Source organism: Psychrosphaera aquimarina (genome assembly GCF_032461525.1).
GTDB lineage: Bacteria > Pseudomonadota > Gammaproteobacteria > Enterobacterales > Alteromonadaceae > Psychrosphaera > Psychrosphaera aquimarina.
Map to the genome: position 1 here is coordinate 591275 of NZ_JAWCUA010000010.1, position 15398 is coordinate 606672.

A 15398-nucleotide genomic window follows, 5' to 3' on the forward strand; every position below is an offset into this window, starting at 1 on the left:
CCTAAACGATTGGTGAGCCAGAAGGGATATTTGTGGCTTCAACATACTAAATTAAAAGCATTTAGCTTGGTAGAGATGATGTTGGTTCTTTGCCTGATCACGATAATGACTCTGGTGGTGAGCCCTTCATTGGTTACGTTTTTGAACAAGGCCAAGCTATCCAGTCAATTGAATATTATAAATTCACAATTGCAATTAGCCAAATCGACCGCCGCCACTCAATTTGTTTATGTTGTCTTTTGTCCTACGGATAACCGTATTCGATGTAGCAATAATTGGAGGGATGAAATAATTAGTTTCATTGATAAAAATAACAATGGGGCTGTGGAATCGTTCGACACAATTATAAGTTCTCACAAAATCCCAAAGTCTTTAGACATTAACGTGAATAGAAAGATGATTAAGTTCAGTCCAATAAATACAGCCGCTACCACGGCGGTAACGGTTTCGTTATGTTTTGGAAAACGGCTAAAAAAGGCCTTGGTTGTGTCTAATGTTGGTCGAATACGATTGTCCAACGACTTAACTAAAATTAATTGCAATGAACAACTTAGATGAAATTGTAGATGTAATCCGTTAAGTTTTATTGCTAATATTTAATTTATTATAAAGAAAAAAGGAATATTTAAATGCGATTTTTAACTCTACTTTTAGTGGGACTGTGTTCACTAATGTTGAATGCGGAAACCATACCAATTACGCACTTCAGTCAAATGCCAACCATAGCGCAACCGAGTGTTTCACCAGATGGCAGTAAAATAGCGGCCATATTTAATACCACCGATCAGACGCAAGTGGTTATCTCAGATTATGGCTCCACCGAATTAAAAACAATCGTCGCTTTAGGTGGAGAGAAATATAGAATTGATAATATTGCTTGGGCTAACAACCAAAGAGTTTTGGTAACGGTATCTCAACCTTATGTTGCTTTTGGTATTCGAGTTAGAACTACCCATATCTATTCTGCCGATCTTAAAGGTGAGTCAGTATTTGAATTAAGAAGAAATAGAGGTGGAAAACAAACGGCTAATCAGTTTTATTTTGAAAGCCCAACCTTATTAAGTGTTCTAGAAAATGACCCGGCTCATATCTTGGTTACTTTACGTGATGAAAGAGATGATAACTATTCTTCGGTGTTCAAAGTTAATGTAAACACGGGGGACTTCTCAAAATACCTACCTAATGCCAATAAAATCGTTGGTTGGTCTCCAGATAAAAATGGTGACATTCTGTTAGGTATTGGTGTAACAGGTCAACGTAATGATTTAACTAAAATCGTTTATGTACGCAAAGATACCAATTCAGATTGGAAAAAAGTTAAGACCTTTACACCATATGAAAGTGAAACGTTTGATCCCGTTTTATATGACGCTGAATCAAATAGCATTATTGTATTATCTGACCACAAATTGCATAAACAAGCGTTATGGAAGTTTGATATTGCAACGGCAGAGTTTTCTGAATTGTTAGGTGAAGCACCGGGAACATTAGATGTCTCAAGTGCGATAGTAGAATCTAAGGGGAATAGTAGAAAAGTGGTTGGTTATCGATACATAGATAACTTTGTGAAACGCATATTCTTCGACAAAGAGAAATTGAATATATCATCACAAATAGAATCTCTATTTGCTAAACAAGGTTTAAAAGCGACGTTATACGACTTTGATGAATCAGAAACAAAATACATAGTATCAGCGGTGAGTGACAATTCACCAATGAAGTTCTACTTGTATGATAAATCTAAACAAAATATCTCTTATTGGTTCAGTCAATACCCATATTTAGAAGGTAAGAAATTAGCTTATGTGTCGGCAATTACATTCAAAGCCCGAGACGGAATGGAGCTAAAAGGATATTTAACATTACCTAATAATGTTGAAAATGCACCATTAGTTTTATTCCCGCATGGCGGACCTTATGCAAGGGATTATCAATACTTTGACCCATTTGTGCAAATGATGGCGAATCAAGGTTATGCGGTTTTACAAGTGAACTTTAGAGGTTCAACGGGTTTTGGTAATAAGTATGAAACCGCTGGATATCATCAGTGGGGTAAGGCCATGCAAACGGACTTATTAGATGCGGTGAATTGGGTAAAAGAAAATGGTTATGCAGATACCAGCAACGCTTGTATTGCAGGAGCCAGTTATGGTGGATATGCTGCATTAGTGGCCGGTTTCCAAACGCCAGACCAGTTTAAATGTATTATTAGTATTGCTGGGGTATCGGATTTAAACGAGCAAATGTCACTATGGAGAAAGAAAGGTTTCCTAAGTTATATTGAAAATGCGGTTAAAGGTGAAGATGAGAGTATTAAAGCTATCTCACCAATTTTCCATGTTGATAAGTTTAAAGTGCCCGTATTACTTATTCATGGAAAGAAAGATCAATTGGTTAGTTACCGTCAATCTGAATCTATGTACGATGCCCTTAAAAACGCAGATAAAGAGGTTGAGTATCAAGAGTTTGAATACGGTACACATCATTTAAATGATGCCAACAATCGTATTAAATCTATGGAATTAATGGCTGAGTTTTTAGCAGAACATTTGAAAGACTAAGACATTCGCTGAATGGCTAACATTAGAATAAACGCCCTATAAATAGGGCGTTTTTTTTATCTAGTTAACCCCGAGGGTTATTGATCAACACCTTTTCACATAAACTCATGGCTAGGTTATTGTCATAATAAGCGGCTTCATTAATGAAGGTTGGATAAACCGTTTGTGCCCCTTGGTATAAAATTTCCGTACCATCAAATAAGGCAAATACTGGATCGCCTGGATTCAAAGCTTTAAAATCATTACCTTCAATATTTTTATGAACCATACCAATACGTTGATTGTGCTCATTGACTGGCAAAGTTAAACACTCTAAATAACGGAAAGCCTCCGTTGACTTAGGCAGTTCCGGTAGGTTATCGGCATTATATAAGTCAACAAAGTCCAGAATAGTCGCGGTCATTTTAGCCATTTGTTCATTGACTTCGTGTTTTAATACACCTTGAGAAACCGGACCAACTTCAACTATCACTCCACGTTTCCCTAAGGTGCATAACAAATGATGTTCGTCATTTGATTTATGTTCTTCATCTAAATAGACAATAACTTCAGGCATGATATGTCGAATATAAATAGACAATAAGTCATAAAATTCACCTTGCTGAGGTACTAATAATGTTGGTCCCATATTTGATGTTGTATTATGTAGGTCTATCACTAAATCAGTTTTAGCATTACCTTTAGGGCCAAGCTGCTGATTAATAACTTTCGCACGGGATTGTTCGTAATTAGACAATGTCATGTTAGCCAAAGACTCAGAGGAAAACTGTCTATTTAAATCACAATCGTAATAACGTTTGTTATTACTTATCGCTTTGGTATTAGCCAATAGCGTCTGAGTGTTAAATGAGTTTCTGATTAGAAAATTAGGTTCATTGTCACGCCAATAATTGACCAGATAAATACCAGCCAATTCGTTACCGTGTGTGCCGCCTACTACGGCTACGTTATTAATTTTATTATTCATTTTTCAACTTCTAAATTTCACATCAACTAACCTTATCAGGATCAGTTATTAAGCCACAATATTAATTTATTGCTAGGTATAAATAAAAGAGATATTAGGGTCTATTTTGCCCCCAAGCACTAGATTTTCCGCAATGAAAATCGTTAAAAGGTAAGTTTATTAAGGTTAATCGCCTGTGTGTTGTTAGTGTATGTTGATATTATTGCCTACAGTTAGGCGAGCTTTATTCGCGGTTCATTATTTCAATTGAAAATGGGTATACACAAATGTTTAAAAAGCCAGTGACTTGGATTGTATTATTGTTAATTTGTATGTTGGCATTTGTTTATTGGCCAGCGGCTGAACAATCAAACGGACAACAAAGTGGAAAACAATTACCACTCGTTGAAACTCAAGTGGTATCTAAACAATTTTTGAAAGATGAGATAATCGCATTAGGGACAACTCAAGCCAACGAATCCATTATTTTAACAGCCCAAAGTACAGACCGTGTTAAGTCTTTGCATTTTGAAGACAGCGATAAAGTGGAAAAAGGACAATTGATCGTTTCTTTAGAACACGCGGAAGAACAAGCCGAAGTTAAAGAATTAGAAATAAAACTGGCTGAACAAAAAAGACAATTACAGCGTTTATTAGATATTAATAAAACCAGCGCGCCAGCAGAAAGTGCTATAGACAGTCAAAAAAGCTTAATGGAATCGACACAGGCCCAGCTTTCAGTCGCCAAAATACAATTATCAGAAAAATACATCTACGCCCCTTTTGCCGGTAAATTAGGGTTGCGTCAGATCAGTGTTGGCCAATTACTTACCAGTAATACCGAAATTACAACCTTAGATGATTTATCACAAATTAAAGTAGAGTTTGAGTTACCTGAAAAATACTTAAACCGAGTGAGTGAAGGTCAACCGGTATCGGCTAAAAACATTGCCTACGGTCAGACCTTTAATGGCACGATTTCGAGTATCGCGTCTCGTTTAGACAAAGCGACTCGCTCATTTAAAGTGCGCGCTCTGTTTCCAAATTCAGACTTGAAATTACGTGCTGGCATGTTATTGCAGTTAATCGTTGAAACACAATCAATCGAAACGTTAACGGTACCAGAAACTTCAATCATCCCAATGAACGCAGAACATTATGTTTACAAAGTAATAGATAATAAAGTACACAAAGTGTTGGTTGAGACGGGCCGTCGTAAACCAGGTGTGGTTGAAATACTGTCAGGCTTGGTAGAAGGTGACGTTGTGATATCCCAAGGTGTCATCAAAGTAAGAGATGGTTCTATGGTGACCACCGCAGCACAAAATTCAAAACAAACTAAATCAACTACAAATACGAAGGGGTAAGGTATGTTGTTATCTGACCTATCGGTAAAACGTCCCGTTTTTGCCACTGTTGTTAACATGCTGTTAGTGACCTTTGGTGTGGTTGCCTTTTTTATGTTGTCATTGCGCCAATACCCGGACATCGACCCCCCAATTGTTTCAGTTAGTACTAACTATCCTGGCGCGTCAGCGGAAATAGTCGAAAGTAAAATAACTCAGATATTAGAGGGGCGAATTTCTGGCATTGAGGGAATAAAAAATATTAACTCAAGTTCACGTAATGGTCGTTCTCAGATCACCATAGAATTTAAAACCAGTCGCAATATTGATTCCGCAGCCAATGATGTTCGTGAACGTGTATCAAGAGCATTAAACAACTTGCCAGAACAAGCGTTACCGCCAGAAGTCTTTAAAGCGAATGACGATGAAGATGTTATTGCATGGTTTGTAATGAACTCAGAAACCATGAACAACTTGGAATTAACGGACTATGCCAAACGTTATATTGTTGACCGCTTTGCCGTTGTTGATGGTGTTGCCCGTGTTCGTTTAGGTGGCTCACGTGATTATTCAATGAAAGTCTGGTTGAACAAAGATGCCATGGCTGCACGTAACGTAACGGTTGCAGATATTGAAAACACGTTACGTAAAGAAAACGTAGAACTGCCAGCTGGTGAAGTGAAGTCAACCGATAGAACCTTCAATGTTCGTATTGAACGTGCGTATAAAACTCCAGAACAGTATAAATCGCTGGTGGTTGGCAAAGGCGAAGACGGATATTTGATCCGTTTAGGTGATGTCACTGAAGTTGAATTAGCCGCAGAAGATGAAGAAAGCACGTTCCGAGGCAATGGTAGTAACATGGTGGGTCTTGGAATAATTAAACAATCTAAAGCCAATACTTTAGATGTGGTTAGAAATGCCAGAGCAGAATTAGCCCGTTTACAAGAGAGTTTACCGGCCGGAACAAAAATCTCAGATTCGTATGATTCATCGGTGTTTATCGCTAAATCAATCGAAGAAGTGTATAGCACGTTAGCCATTGCCATTGCTTTGGTTGTGTTAGTTATCTATCTATTTTTAGGCAATGTAAGAGCGACGTTTATCCCCGCGATTACGGTGCCAGTGGCCTTAGTGTCTACTTTCACCGTTTTGTTGATGTTGGGCTTCTCCATTAACTTATTAACCCTATTAGCCTTGGTACTCGCTATTGGTTTGGTGGTGGATGACTCTATTGTGGTATTGGAAAATATTTATCGTCGAATAGAAGAGGGCGAATCGCCGTTAATGGCGTCTTACAATGGTGCGCGAGAAGTTGGATTTGCGGTAATAGCCACGACGTTAGTATTAGTGTCAGTGTTTTTACCTTTGGTCTTTTTAGAAGGCAATGTAGGCCGTTTATTTGTAGAGTTTGCTATCACAGTAGCCACGGCCGTTATCTTCTCAAGTGTTGCCGCGTTAACATTATCGCCTATGTTATGTTCAAAAATATTAAAACATAGAAAGCGTGAATCTAAATTTGGGGTTTGGTTAGACAACGGGTTTAATAAATTAGAAACCGGATATGAAAACCAACTTAAATCAACCGTTAATAACAAAGTAGGCTTAGCTATTATTATGATATTGGCCGTAGCCGCGATTGTTGGTTTATTTCAAACTATCCCACAAGAGTTAGCACCTAAAGAAGACAGAGGTAATTTCTTTGTTATGATCCGTGGTGCGGAAGGGGCTAGTTATCAAAATAGTGTGAACAACACCGAACAAGTAGAACAGCGTTTATTAGCCTATTACGAACGTGGAGATATTCATCGAGTTATAGTAAGAACACCAGGGTTTGGTGGCAGTGCCGGTATCGCTATTGTTGGTATGCCTGACTGGGAACACCGCACTAAATCCACTAATCAAGTGATGGATGAAATATCTGCAGAACTGCAAGAGTTAACCGATATTAGAGCGTTTGCCATGATGCGAAGTGGTTTGGGCGGTCGTGGTATTGGCAGCCCTGTACAATTTGTTATTCAAGGTGACACTTACGAAGAGTTAGCCAAATGGCGCGATATTATTCTAGAAGAAGCCAGAAAGAATCCAAACTTGTTGCGTTTAGACAGTGACTTTAAAGAAACCTTGCCTCAGTTATTGGTAGAGATAAACACAGAACGCGCATCGGATTTAGGTGTGTCGGTAGCCGATATTGGTGGCACATTAGAAGCCATGTTAGGCCAACGTCGAGCAACGACTTATATTGAACGTGGTGAAGAATATAATGTATTACTAGAAGGACGCGATGAGCAGTTTAATAGTCCGTCCGATTTAGATGGTTTATACGTACGTTCGGCCACAACAAAACAGCTTATTCCATTGTCAAACTTAGTGACGGTAAATGAACGGGCAACAGCGAGTCGATTAAACCGTTATAACCGTATGCGTTCAATCACCATCGAAGCTAACTTAGCGGATGGTTATACATTAGGCCAAGCATTAGACTTTTTAAATCAAGTGGTTAAAGAAAATATCACAGGCAATGTGAATGTTGATTACAAAGGTCAATCGTCTTTGTACAAAGAGTCTGGCAGTTCAATTGCTTTTGTTATGTTGATGGCTATGGTAGTGACATATCTTGTTCTGGCTGCTCAGTTTGAAAGTTTTGTACATCCACTGGTGATCATGCTGGCGGTTCCTTTAGCGGCACTCGGTGCGTTAATGGGATTACAATTAACCGGAATGACACTTAATATTTATAGTCAAATTGGACTGGTGATGTTAATAGGTCTGGCCGCTAAAAATGGTATTTTAATTGTCGAATTCACCAATCAATTACGTGACAAAGGTGGCGAATTTAAAGATTCATTGATCCAAGCATCAAAACAACGTTTACGTCCAATTGTCATGACGTCGTTCTCAACCATTATGAGTGCTGTACCGCTGATGATAGCCTCAGGTGCTGGGGCTGAAAGTCGCTCTGTAATCGGAGTAGTAATTTTCTTTGGTGTTGCCTTCTCAACTATCTTAACCTTGTACGTCATCCCAATGGCGTATTATTGGATTGCCAGAAACACAGGCTCACCAATGGCAATATCGAATGAGATTGCCAGACAAAGTGAAATTGAAAGTGCTGCTAATAATGAGTCTGAGAAACCAGCGGTATAGCTTTTATAGTTAGCTTCTTATAGTTCATTTTTATTATCCGATGTTAAGGGAGCACAGCAGTGGCTCCCTTTTTGTTCTATATCAAGAATAAAAGAAAGTAATCAAAGCCATGTAATAATGCTCTGCATCAATTAAAACGGATAAATATATCACTGAAGTTAACAAAGGCAGGAAAACTTCGAAGAATTAAAGTGATACTTTATTTTAAGGGGGACTATGCTCCAAGTCGTTTCAAAATTAATTGTAATAATTAATATCTTATTAAATATTCGACAAACCAAAGATTATTCATTGTTATTACCAAGCCAAGCACCAAGTGGGCGATGGACAACTGATATCTGGTCAAGAAATGATGGTTTTACTGTTAATGCTGGCTTTAGGGTTAAGTTTGAGGACTAGGGTTAATTTTGCGGAGTAAGGGGATGTTAGTTTTTAGTTACCGCTGAAATAATAATGACAATTTCTTAGTAGTACTTATGAAGGCTCCTTATGGGGCCTTTGTCGTTTTTAATGTCGGTTCCAGTTACTCATATTAACGTCGTGTAATATCGGTCTGGAGTAATAAATACAACTAACTCGTAATGCGGTGTACCCATTTATTCGGTTTTGAATTGCACCAAGACTAAAGACCGTGCTGCTGATACAGAATATGACCTAATGCAAGATTGTTAAAGTTGTTTAAGTTTTTGATTTTAAAAGGGTATTTTTATTTTTAATTATTAATAATAAAACGGTTGCTGTCTAACTAATATTGAATAATAATTGCGCGCTTTTTTAATCAAGCAAGACGATGGTTGACGCCCTGTCAATCCGTGAACAGGAGTAAAACATGAGTGACTTATTCGGCATTGCCATTTTGATATTCTTTGGTGCCTTGTTTGCTATGTCAGAGATTTCCATTGCTGCTTCACGGAAAATCAAATTAAGAGTTATGGCCGATGAAGGTGATGACAAAGCTGCAGCCGTACTTCGCTTGCAAGAGCAGCCAGGGAGTTTCTTCGCTATGATCCAAATCGCCCTTAATGCCATCGCTATTTTAGGCGGTATCATTGGTGAACAAACCTTAACCCCTTATACATCTGAGTTAGTAGCACTGGTGTATTCTGGGCCTATGGCTGAGCAAATTAGTTTCTTGTTGTCGTTCTTAGCCATCACATCGTTATTCATATTGTTTGCGGACTTATTGCCAAAACGCATCGCCATGATCATGCCAGAAGTTGTCGCGGCAAAAGTTGTTGGGCTGATGAACGTTATCACCTATGCATTAACGCCGCTGGTAATGCTATTTAATAGCATCACTAATTTAGTATTACGTATTTTTAAGATGCCTATGGTACGAGAAGACGTGGTTACTACCGAAGACATCGTTGCCATGATGGACGCGGGGGCTGAACACGGATCGTTACAGCAACAGGAATACCAACTGCTAGGCAATGTGTTCGAACTTGAGGGCCGTACCTTGCCAACTGCAATGACTACACGAGACGCCATCGTCTATTTTGACATTAAAGATGACAGCGAAACGATTAGTGCCAAGATTTTAGAGCACCCGCACAATAACTTCTTAGTGTGTGACGGTCAGTTGGATAGAGTTGTTGGTTCGGTCGAGTCGAAACAGATTTTACGCCAACTACTAAAAGGTGAATCTGCCCATTTGAAAGACAGCATGCTCCAAACTGAACTGTTTTACTTACCAGAAACCCTAACACTGTCGGAAGCACTTAACGAGTTTAAATCTGCGATGCAGCCTTTTGCTATCGTGGTTAACGAATACGCTATGGTAGTTGGTCTAGTGACGTTAAAAGACTTGATGAGTAGTTTTATGGGGGACTTAGTGACCATTCACGGCGAAGAGCAAATAGTCCAGCGTGATGCCAATTCTTGGTTAGTGGATGGCGTGACGCCGATAGTCGACCTAATGAAGTTGTTAGATATAGATGTATTTCCTAACGATAATCAGTATGAAACCCTTGCCGGATTCCTGATCTATACGATGAAACGTCTACCAAAACGCACCGATTATGTGATCCACGACGGTTATAAATTTGAAGCCATAGATGTCGATGGCATCAGAGTCGAGCAGCTGTTAGTCACACGCCTGAGTGAACCTACGGCAGCAACAATTGAGACAAACGAGGGTTCTTAAGCCTTTTTAGTAAGAAGGTTCTTAAGTTTTTTACTAATAGGCATACATAAATGTGTCCGTATTTATGTGAACGCTCAAGTTTCACCTTCTCAACGCTTTCTCGTTATTCTAATTGAGAACAACATCCCTTATTCGGCATCCTATTCAATATGACGTTAAAATTTGTCTTGCGCTAGCGCGATTTTCCTGTGATTGACTCTGGTCATTGGCAAATGCTTTCATCGCATTTTTTATAGTTGAACCTTTAACATTGGATTGCGACAGAGCCATGATAGCACTGGTTTTAAGGACATTACTTTGTGTTTTTAATGAGTCGACAATACATAGTAATTGATGCTCATCTTGAGCAAAACGTGCTATTGCAAAGTAGCTATTGCTGCGAATTGATTCATTTGGGTGCTTACATAAAGGTTGCAAGGCTTGGGCAAGTCGGAAATAAGAATCCTTAGAAAATGATTGTGATTGTAATAAGCCAAATACATTATCGATGACTTGTTCATTACTCATTACATCGAATAAATTAAATAGAGCAATCAGTAACGCTTCTTTTTCGTCTGAGCTTTTTATCTTCCTGCTTGAGATTATTTCTAAACCGATCAACTGGTCGTTTGGTTGTTGGGACGTCAATAACATTAGCGCGGTATTAGTTACTTTTTTACTTGGGTTTAATGCTAGATCTGGCAAAAGATACTTTGCAAATAATGTGTTGCTTGGGCTTTGTTGCAAAGCATTTAAAATTGACGTGAGTACTTCTTCGGAATGACTCGCTTGTTGGTTTAATTTAGTCGCTATTTTCCGAGCATGTTGTATGTCTTGATAATCAACACTGGTTGCTTTTTCTAACAATAAAGTCAAATCACCAGTGTTACTCGCCCTAAGTGAGCTTGAGAATAGTATTACAATCAAAGACGTGACAATTATTATAGTTTTGATCATGATGCTCCGTTCTAAACTTAGTTTGAATTGGAATGATGCCGACATCATAGTGTGAATGCATTGATGTCGGCAAGGAAAAGTGATCACCCTGCGTTCCAAGAAAGAGATGAACGATAACTTTCCAGTACACTTAGTTCACTGGAAGATAAGCTAAATCGTTTTAACGAACTTGCTGCCATTGCCCTTACTTCTGGCAAGCCATTCATATTTTTCACTTCGTTTAACAAGGCATATTTTAAATTGTCTCCTCTAACTGTGCTTTTTTCAATGGCCATAGCCGCGCTGATCTTCTCGTCAATGCTTCCTGATTGCATTGCATTTAACAAAGGTGTTAGCTGTTCTTCATTTTTAGCTTGTTTTGCAATAGAGAACAGACTTTCACTGCGGACCGACTCTTCCGGATGCTGACTTAACTCTTCTAAACGAGTTAATATCTCTCTGTTTTGTTCACTTGAGATCAGCATGTCTGGCATTGCTCTCATCGCCGTTTGCAGTATTTGCGGGTCGGCAGTATTGTCATGCAGTGAATCTAACGCAATGTTCATGGTTTCTTGGTTGGCAACGCCCAAGTCAGCAAGTAACTCCAATCCCGTTAGTTTGTCATTTCTATCATTTGATAAGGCCAACTCCTGAGCATAATTTTCAACTTTAGGGTGTTTGATTTTGGTTAAAATCTGCAGTAATTCATATTTGATATCTTCATTATCAATCTGCTGTTGAAATGAAAGTAACAACTGATCCAGTATCTCATTATCGCCTTTTGCTAAAGAAAGCAGAGTTTGTTTGAATTTTGCAATACCCTTAAAATCTTTATTGGAAATTAACTCAGGTAAAAGTTGTAATGATGCTATAGCCATTTCAAGATCATCATTAACCACATTGTAAAAAACGCCTTCAGGAGCCAGGTCATTGTCTTGTTTTACCGTTGTCTCTTTGGCTGTAGATCTACTGCTGTTAATCACCGTTTGGTGAGGTCTTGCAATGGTTTGTTGTTTGCTTTGATTATGCTCAGCCAATATAGGCTGCTGAGTCAATCGCTCAGAATTATTAGTTGAGTTAGCACTTGCTAAAAAATAGCCCCCGACTGCGCCTACTAACGCAGCAATCACCAAAGGCCCTAAAGCCTTTGGTGACGACATATCAAACAAACTAGCCATTAGTTAGTCGACGCTTCCATTATGGTTTGGAATTTCTGAGCGTAGCCTTGAATAAGTGAGGCTTTGTCAGTGCCGTTAATAACACGACGAGCATTCCAGTAGTCGGTCGTACCAGAATAGATGTATTGACCAATAGAACGACCAGTGAAAACACCATTAAATGACCCATATGACATGACTGTATATGCAATATCAGGATCTAAAGCTAACTCTGGGTTTGCATATAAATCAACATTAATGCCCAATATGCTATTCACATGTGGTGTCATATTCGTGTAGTTCCAGTCATGAGTTAACTGCACATAACCACGGCCTTTATAAGTACAACCGCCACTATAATTCACACAGTAAGTATTTCCATATTCAGTTATTGGCATATAGGTATTGGCAACTTCATGTTTTACTGTCGCCCATAAATAAGCCATTTGACGTTGGTAAACCGTTAAATTGGTGTACGCGGCTTCTTGGTCATTTTCCATATTGGCAATCAAGAAATTCATACCGTCAACTTGGCTTTGAGACATGCTGCCAAATTGCACTCGGTATTCATCAAACCAATCAGTAGGATTAATGGTTCTAACGGTTACTGGTGGTGGGATGTCTAATACAATAGTATCTGAAACACTTTCAGATACACGACCTAATGAATCTTTTACACGATAATATAAGGTCTTAGTTCCATTACCCGCAGATAATGAAAAACTAGGGTTAGCAGTGTACGTGACCCAATTTGCATCAGAAAAATCAGAGAGTTCACTCATCATAAATTCGGTTGCGCTCCCATCATTGATGGTTGCTGAAACATAGACAAACTGATTATCAGTTGAAGTATCATCATTATTGATTATAAAGTTTGAAACCGAAATTGGTGGAGGAGGTGTGTCTTCCGTGGTGTCTAAATATGTGGAATAGCCCCAGCGCAATTCACTGTCAAAGTAGATCTGTTCCCAACCAGAAGATGTATTACCTGTTAATACCCATAAAGAGTCTTGCGGCACTGTGCCTGCAATACTGTAGCCAGAGCCAGCTCCCGTACGTATGTTTAACGTACCAGCCGTGACTTTTGCACAATTTGATGTGATTGAATTGGTATAAGCTGCTGCTGAGATCCAACGTTTTGAGCCATCAAACCAGATCTCTGCCCAGTCGCCCGTCGTGTTGGTTTTTACATATTTTTCGCCTGTTTGAATACTGCCAACAATTGAGTTACCTGTGCTTGGACCTGTTCTCACATTTAAAGCTGAAGCTGTAACCTCTATAGTGTCACATGTGCGCGCGGCGTTGGCACTAAATCCAGTTGTCAGCAATAGACTTGCTGCAATAAAAGAGAAGTGGGGTGTTTTTTTCATAATAATTCCTAATTTTATATTGTTATTGTTATTTATGTCCCGGTTAAATGAGCTTGTGGCATTACATTTAACTGACTTTTAGGATTCAAAAACTAAATCAGCAATTCATCTTTATATTAATTTCCCTTTTATTCTTCCTTTCCCTTTATTACATATCTAGACACAACATGTACGTATAACGATTTTATTGACCAAAATATAAAACATAAAGTCGATAGTAAAATGAGCAACATGCTCTAATCATAAGTTGATGAACTTATAACCAGAGTTCAATGAGACAATCGAACTCAGAACCAAAATTAGAGTATTAATTGTACAAACTCTCGCAGAGGATAAGTATTTTTTGTGCAAATTTTGTGCTGTCGTCATAATTTACAAATAATGGAGTGTATAAAGTGTCTAAATAACAAGCACTTAAAAGTCTGCTTGGAAGGGATGAATTTATTATCGAATAAGGGAGCGAGTTGTAAATTCGGAATAATAAATTTTAATAATAAAGCTGATGGGAATAAATAATTGCATTTCACTTGTTAATTTGAAATAGTTGAGTTTGTAATGCTTTTAACTCCTCCTTCCCAATCTTTGATACGGGCAGCAATAAGAGAAATATCGAATGGATAATATGAAACAACTGATTAAACAATTTTCTGCTTTAATAACGCTAAGCCTTATATTAACGGGTTGCGTTAGCTTGCCTGAACCTATCTATCTTACCGATGAAGAAGTAAGTATTGCTGCTAAGGTTGGCATTACAGAGCAGCAATATAGAGTGATTAAAACGTCTCAATTATATCAATTATCACCTCGTCAGACGGATCAATATTTACGGATATTACATGAGCAAGAGCCTGATTTACGCAAGCGGATCGGCAGAATAGCTGAGAAAAACATTGGCCAACCATACGAGTTATATCTATTGGGCGAAGCGCCATTTGAACCTTATGACTCGCAACCTCTTTTTGAACTGAGTAAAAGTGATTGTGTCGTTTTTGTAGAACATACTTACGCCATGGGATTAACTGATAATTGGGGCGATTTTTTTAAAACTTTGCAACACATTCGTTACAATAATGGTGAAGTTGGAGTCGTAACACGTAATCATTTTACTGAATATGATTGGAATAGAAATAACAATTGGTTGGTAGAAGATATCAGCTCAATTGCTGGCGAGAACACAATAAAAACCTATGAACAAACAATCAATAAAGAGCGCTTTTTTGCGAAGCAGTTTGGTATCAATGTACCTCAAGATAATGTCAAAACAGTTGAAACTTATGTACCCAACGAACATATACCAGCTGTTGCTCAATACCTACAAACCGGCGACTTTGTTAACTTAGTAAGAAGTACAGGTAAAGGAGCTTGGGTAGGGCATGTTGGCATCATTAAAGTGGAAGACAATGGTAAAGTAAATGTCATCCACTCTGCATCCCCTGCCGTGCGTAAAGAAGGCCTATTGGAAATGGCAAAATCGTTTTTAGCTGAAACTCCAGAACGCTTTGCCGAAGGTAGAACGGCAACCGTCGGTTTTAAAGTTCTTCGATTACATGAAACTGCAAATGATAATTTGAAAGCCAAATTTGATGGCAATGTACCTCCTATCATGATGTTAAATCGAAAATATGAATACTTAACAAAAGAACAAGTTAAGACTAAGTTGGCACTGATGCGTGAGCAAGCAAAAAAAGACCTGATAGAAAACGCTTTAGAACAATCAAAGCAAAGTGATATCAAATAACATATCAGCTAACGATTGTGAAAAATCAACAATAAAATCGGCGTTTAAGCGGTTAAATGCAGGTATTGTTGG

The 15398-nt window shown here is 38.4% G+C and carries 11 protein-coding genes; 7 read left to right on the forward strand and 4 right to left on the reverse strand.

What is annotated here, in order from left to right:
* Positions 1–105 precede the first annotated feature (105 nt).
* Both RT723_RS18195 and RT723_RS14685 read left to right on the forward strand, forming a co-directional pair.
* Entirely contained in the window at positions 106–558 is a 453-nt protein-coding gene (locus RT723_RS18195) for a GspH/FimT family protein (RefSeq protein ID WP_428983711.1), read from the forward strand.
* Positions 559–629: 71 nt separating this feature from the next.
* Positions 630–2561 carry an alpha/beta hydrolase family protein gene (locus RT723_RS14685; protein WP_216056044.1) on the forward strand — a complete coding sequence of 644 codons (1932 nt, stop codon included), beginning with the start codon at positions 630–632 and terminating at the stop codon, positions 2559–2561.
* A 64-nt stretch (positions 2562–2625) separates the two neighbouring features.
* On the opposite strand, the gene RT723_RS14690 is transcribed toward RT723_RS14685, so the two are convergent.
* Positions 2626–3528 (reverse strand): aspartoacylase, encoded by a 903-nt coding sequence (locus RT723_RS14690; protein ID WP_315947826.1) that lies wholly within the window; start codon positions 3526–3528, stop codon positions 2626–2628.
* A gap of 266 nt (positions 3529–3794) precedes the next feature.
* Between RT723_RS14690 and RT723_RS14695 the strand changes: the two genes are divergently transcribed.
* The 4 genes from RT723_RS14695 (at position 3795) to paeA (ending at position 10146) form a co-directional block, all read left to right on the forward strand.
* Entirely contained in the window at positions 3795–4874 is a 1080-nt protein-coding gene (locus RT723_RS14695) for an efflux RND transporter periplasmic adaptor subunit (RefSeq protein ID WP_315947828.1), read from the forward strand.
* Positions 4875–4877: 3 nt separating this feature from the next.
* On the forward strand, positions 4878–8000 hold the full coding sequence (locus tag RT723_RS14700) for an efflux RND transporter permease subunit (RefSeq protein ID WP_315947830.1): 3123 nt from the start codon (positions 4878–4880) through the stop codon (positions 7998–8000).
* A 216-nt stretch (positions 8001–8216) separates the two neighbouring features.
* On the forward strand, positions 8217–8399 hold the full coding sequence (locus tag RT723_RS14705; protein WP_315947831.1) for a hypothetical protein: 183 nt from the start codon (positions 8217–8219) through the stop codon (positions 8397–8399).
* A 430-nt stretch (positions 8400–8829) separates the two neighbouring features.
* A complete protein-coding gene (gene paeA, locus RT723_RS14710) occupies positions 8830–10146 on the forward strand; it encodes a polyamine export protein PaeA (RefSeq protein ID WP_315947832.1) in 1317 nt (438 codons plus the stop codon).
* Between the two features lie 144 nt (positions 10147–10290).
* On the opposite strand, the gene RT723_RS14715 is transcribed toward paeA, so the two are convergent.
* The 3 genes from RT723_RS14715 to RT723_RS14725 form a co-directional block, all read right to left on the reverse strand.
* Positions 10291–11082 carry a hypothetical protein gene (locus tag RT723_RS14715; RefSeq protein ID WP_315947834.1) on the reverse strand — a complete coding sequence of 264 codons (792 nt, stop codon included), beginning with the start codon at positions 11080–11082 and terminating at the stop codon, positions 10291–10293.
* Positions 11083–11165: 83 nt separating this feature from the next.
* A complete protein-coding gene (locus RT723_RS14720) occupies positions 11166–12239 on the reverse strand; it encodes a HEAT repeat domain-containing protein (protein ID WP_315947836.1) in 1074 nt (357 codons plus the stop codon).
* Positions 12239–13588 carry an SH3 domain-containing protein gene (locus RT723_RS14725; RefSeq protein WP_315947837.1) on the reverse strand — a complete coding sequence of 450 codons (1350 nt, stop codon included), beginning with the start codon at positions 13586–13588 and terminating at the stop codon, positions 12239–12241. Before RT723_RS14725 ends, RT723_RS14720 begins: the two co-directional genes overlap by 1 nt.
* 613 nt (positions 13589–14201) lie before the next feature.
* Between RT723_RS14725 and RT723_RS14730 the strand changes: the two genes are divergently transcribed.
* Positions 14202–15326, forward strand: coding sequence for an N-acetylmuramoyl-L-alanine amidase-like domain-containing protein (locus RT723_RS14730; protein WP_315947838.1), 1125 nt, complete (start codon positions 14202–14204; stop codon positions 15324–15326).
* Positions 15327–15398 lie beyond the last annotated feature (72 nt).

Bases quoted from the DNA above. Each gene is read 5' to 3' on its own strand.
- RT723_RS18195 (WP_428983711.1), top strand. From the start codon at position 106: ATGACTCTGGTGGTGAGCCCTTCATTGGTTACGTTTTTGAACAAGGCC.
- RT723_RS14690 (WP_315947826.1), bottom strand. From the start codon at position 3,528: ATGAATAATAAAATTAATAACGTAGCCGTAGTAGGCGGCACACACGGT.
- RT723_RS14705 (WP_315947831.1), top strand. From the start codon at position 8,217: ATGCTCCAAGTCGTTTCAAAATTAATTGTAATAATTAATATCTTATTA.
- RT723_RS14720 (WP_315947836.1), bottom strand. From the start codon at position 12,239: ATGGCTAGTTTGTTTGATATGTCGTCACCAAAGGCTTTAGGGCCTTTG.
- paeA (WP_315947832.1), top strand. From the start codon at position 8,830: ATGAGTGACTTATTCGGCATTGCCATTTTGATATTCTTTGGTGCCTTG.
- RT723_RS14700 (WP_315947830.1), top strand. From the start codon at position 4,878: ATGTTGTTATCTGACCTATCGGTAAAACGTCCCGTTTTTGCCACTGTT.
- RT723_RS14715 (WP_315947834.1), bottom strand. From the start codon at position 11,082: ATGATCAAAACTATAATAATTGTCACGTCTTTGATTGTAATACTATTC.
- RT723_RS14725 (WP_315947837.1), bottom strand. From the start codon at position 13,588: ATGAAAAAAACACCCCACTTCTCTTTTATTGCAGCAAGTCTATTGCTG.
- RT723_RS14695 (WP_315947828.1), top strand. From the start codon at position 3,795: ATGTTTAAAAAGCCAGTGACTTGGATTGTATTATTGTTAATTTGTATG.
- RT723_RS14730 (WP_315947838.1), top strand. From the start codon at position 14,202: ATGGATAATATGAAACAACTGATTAAACAATTTTCTGCTTTAATAACG.
- RT723_RS14685 (WP_216056044.1), top strand. From the start codon at position 630: ATGCGATTTTTAACTCTACTTTTAGTGGGACTGTGTTCACTAATGTTG.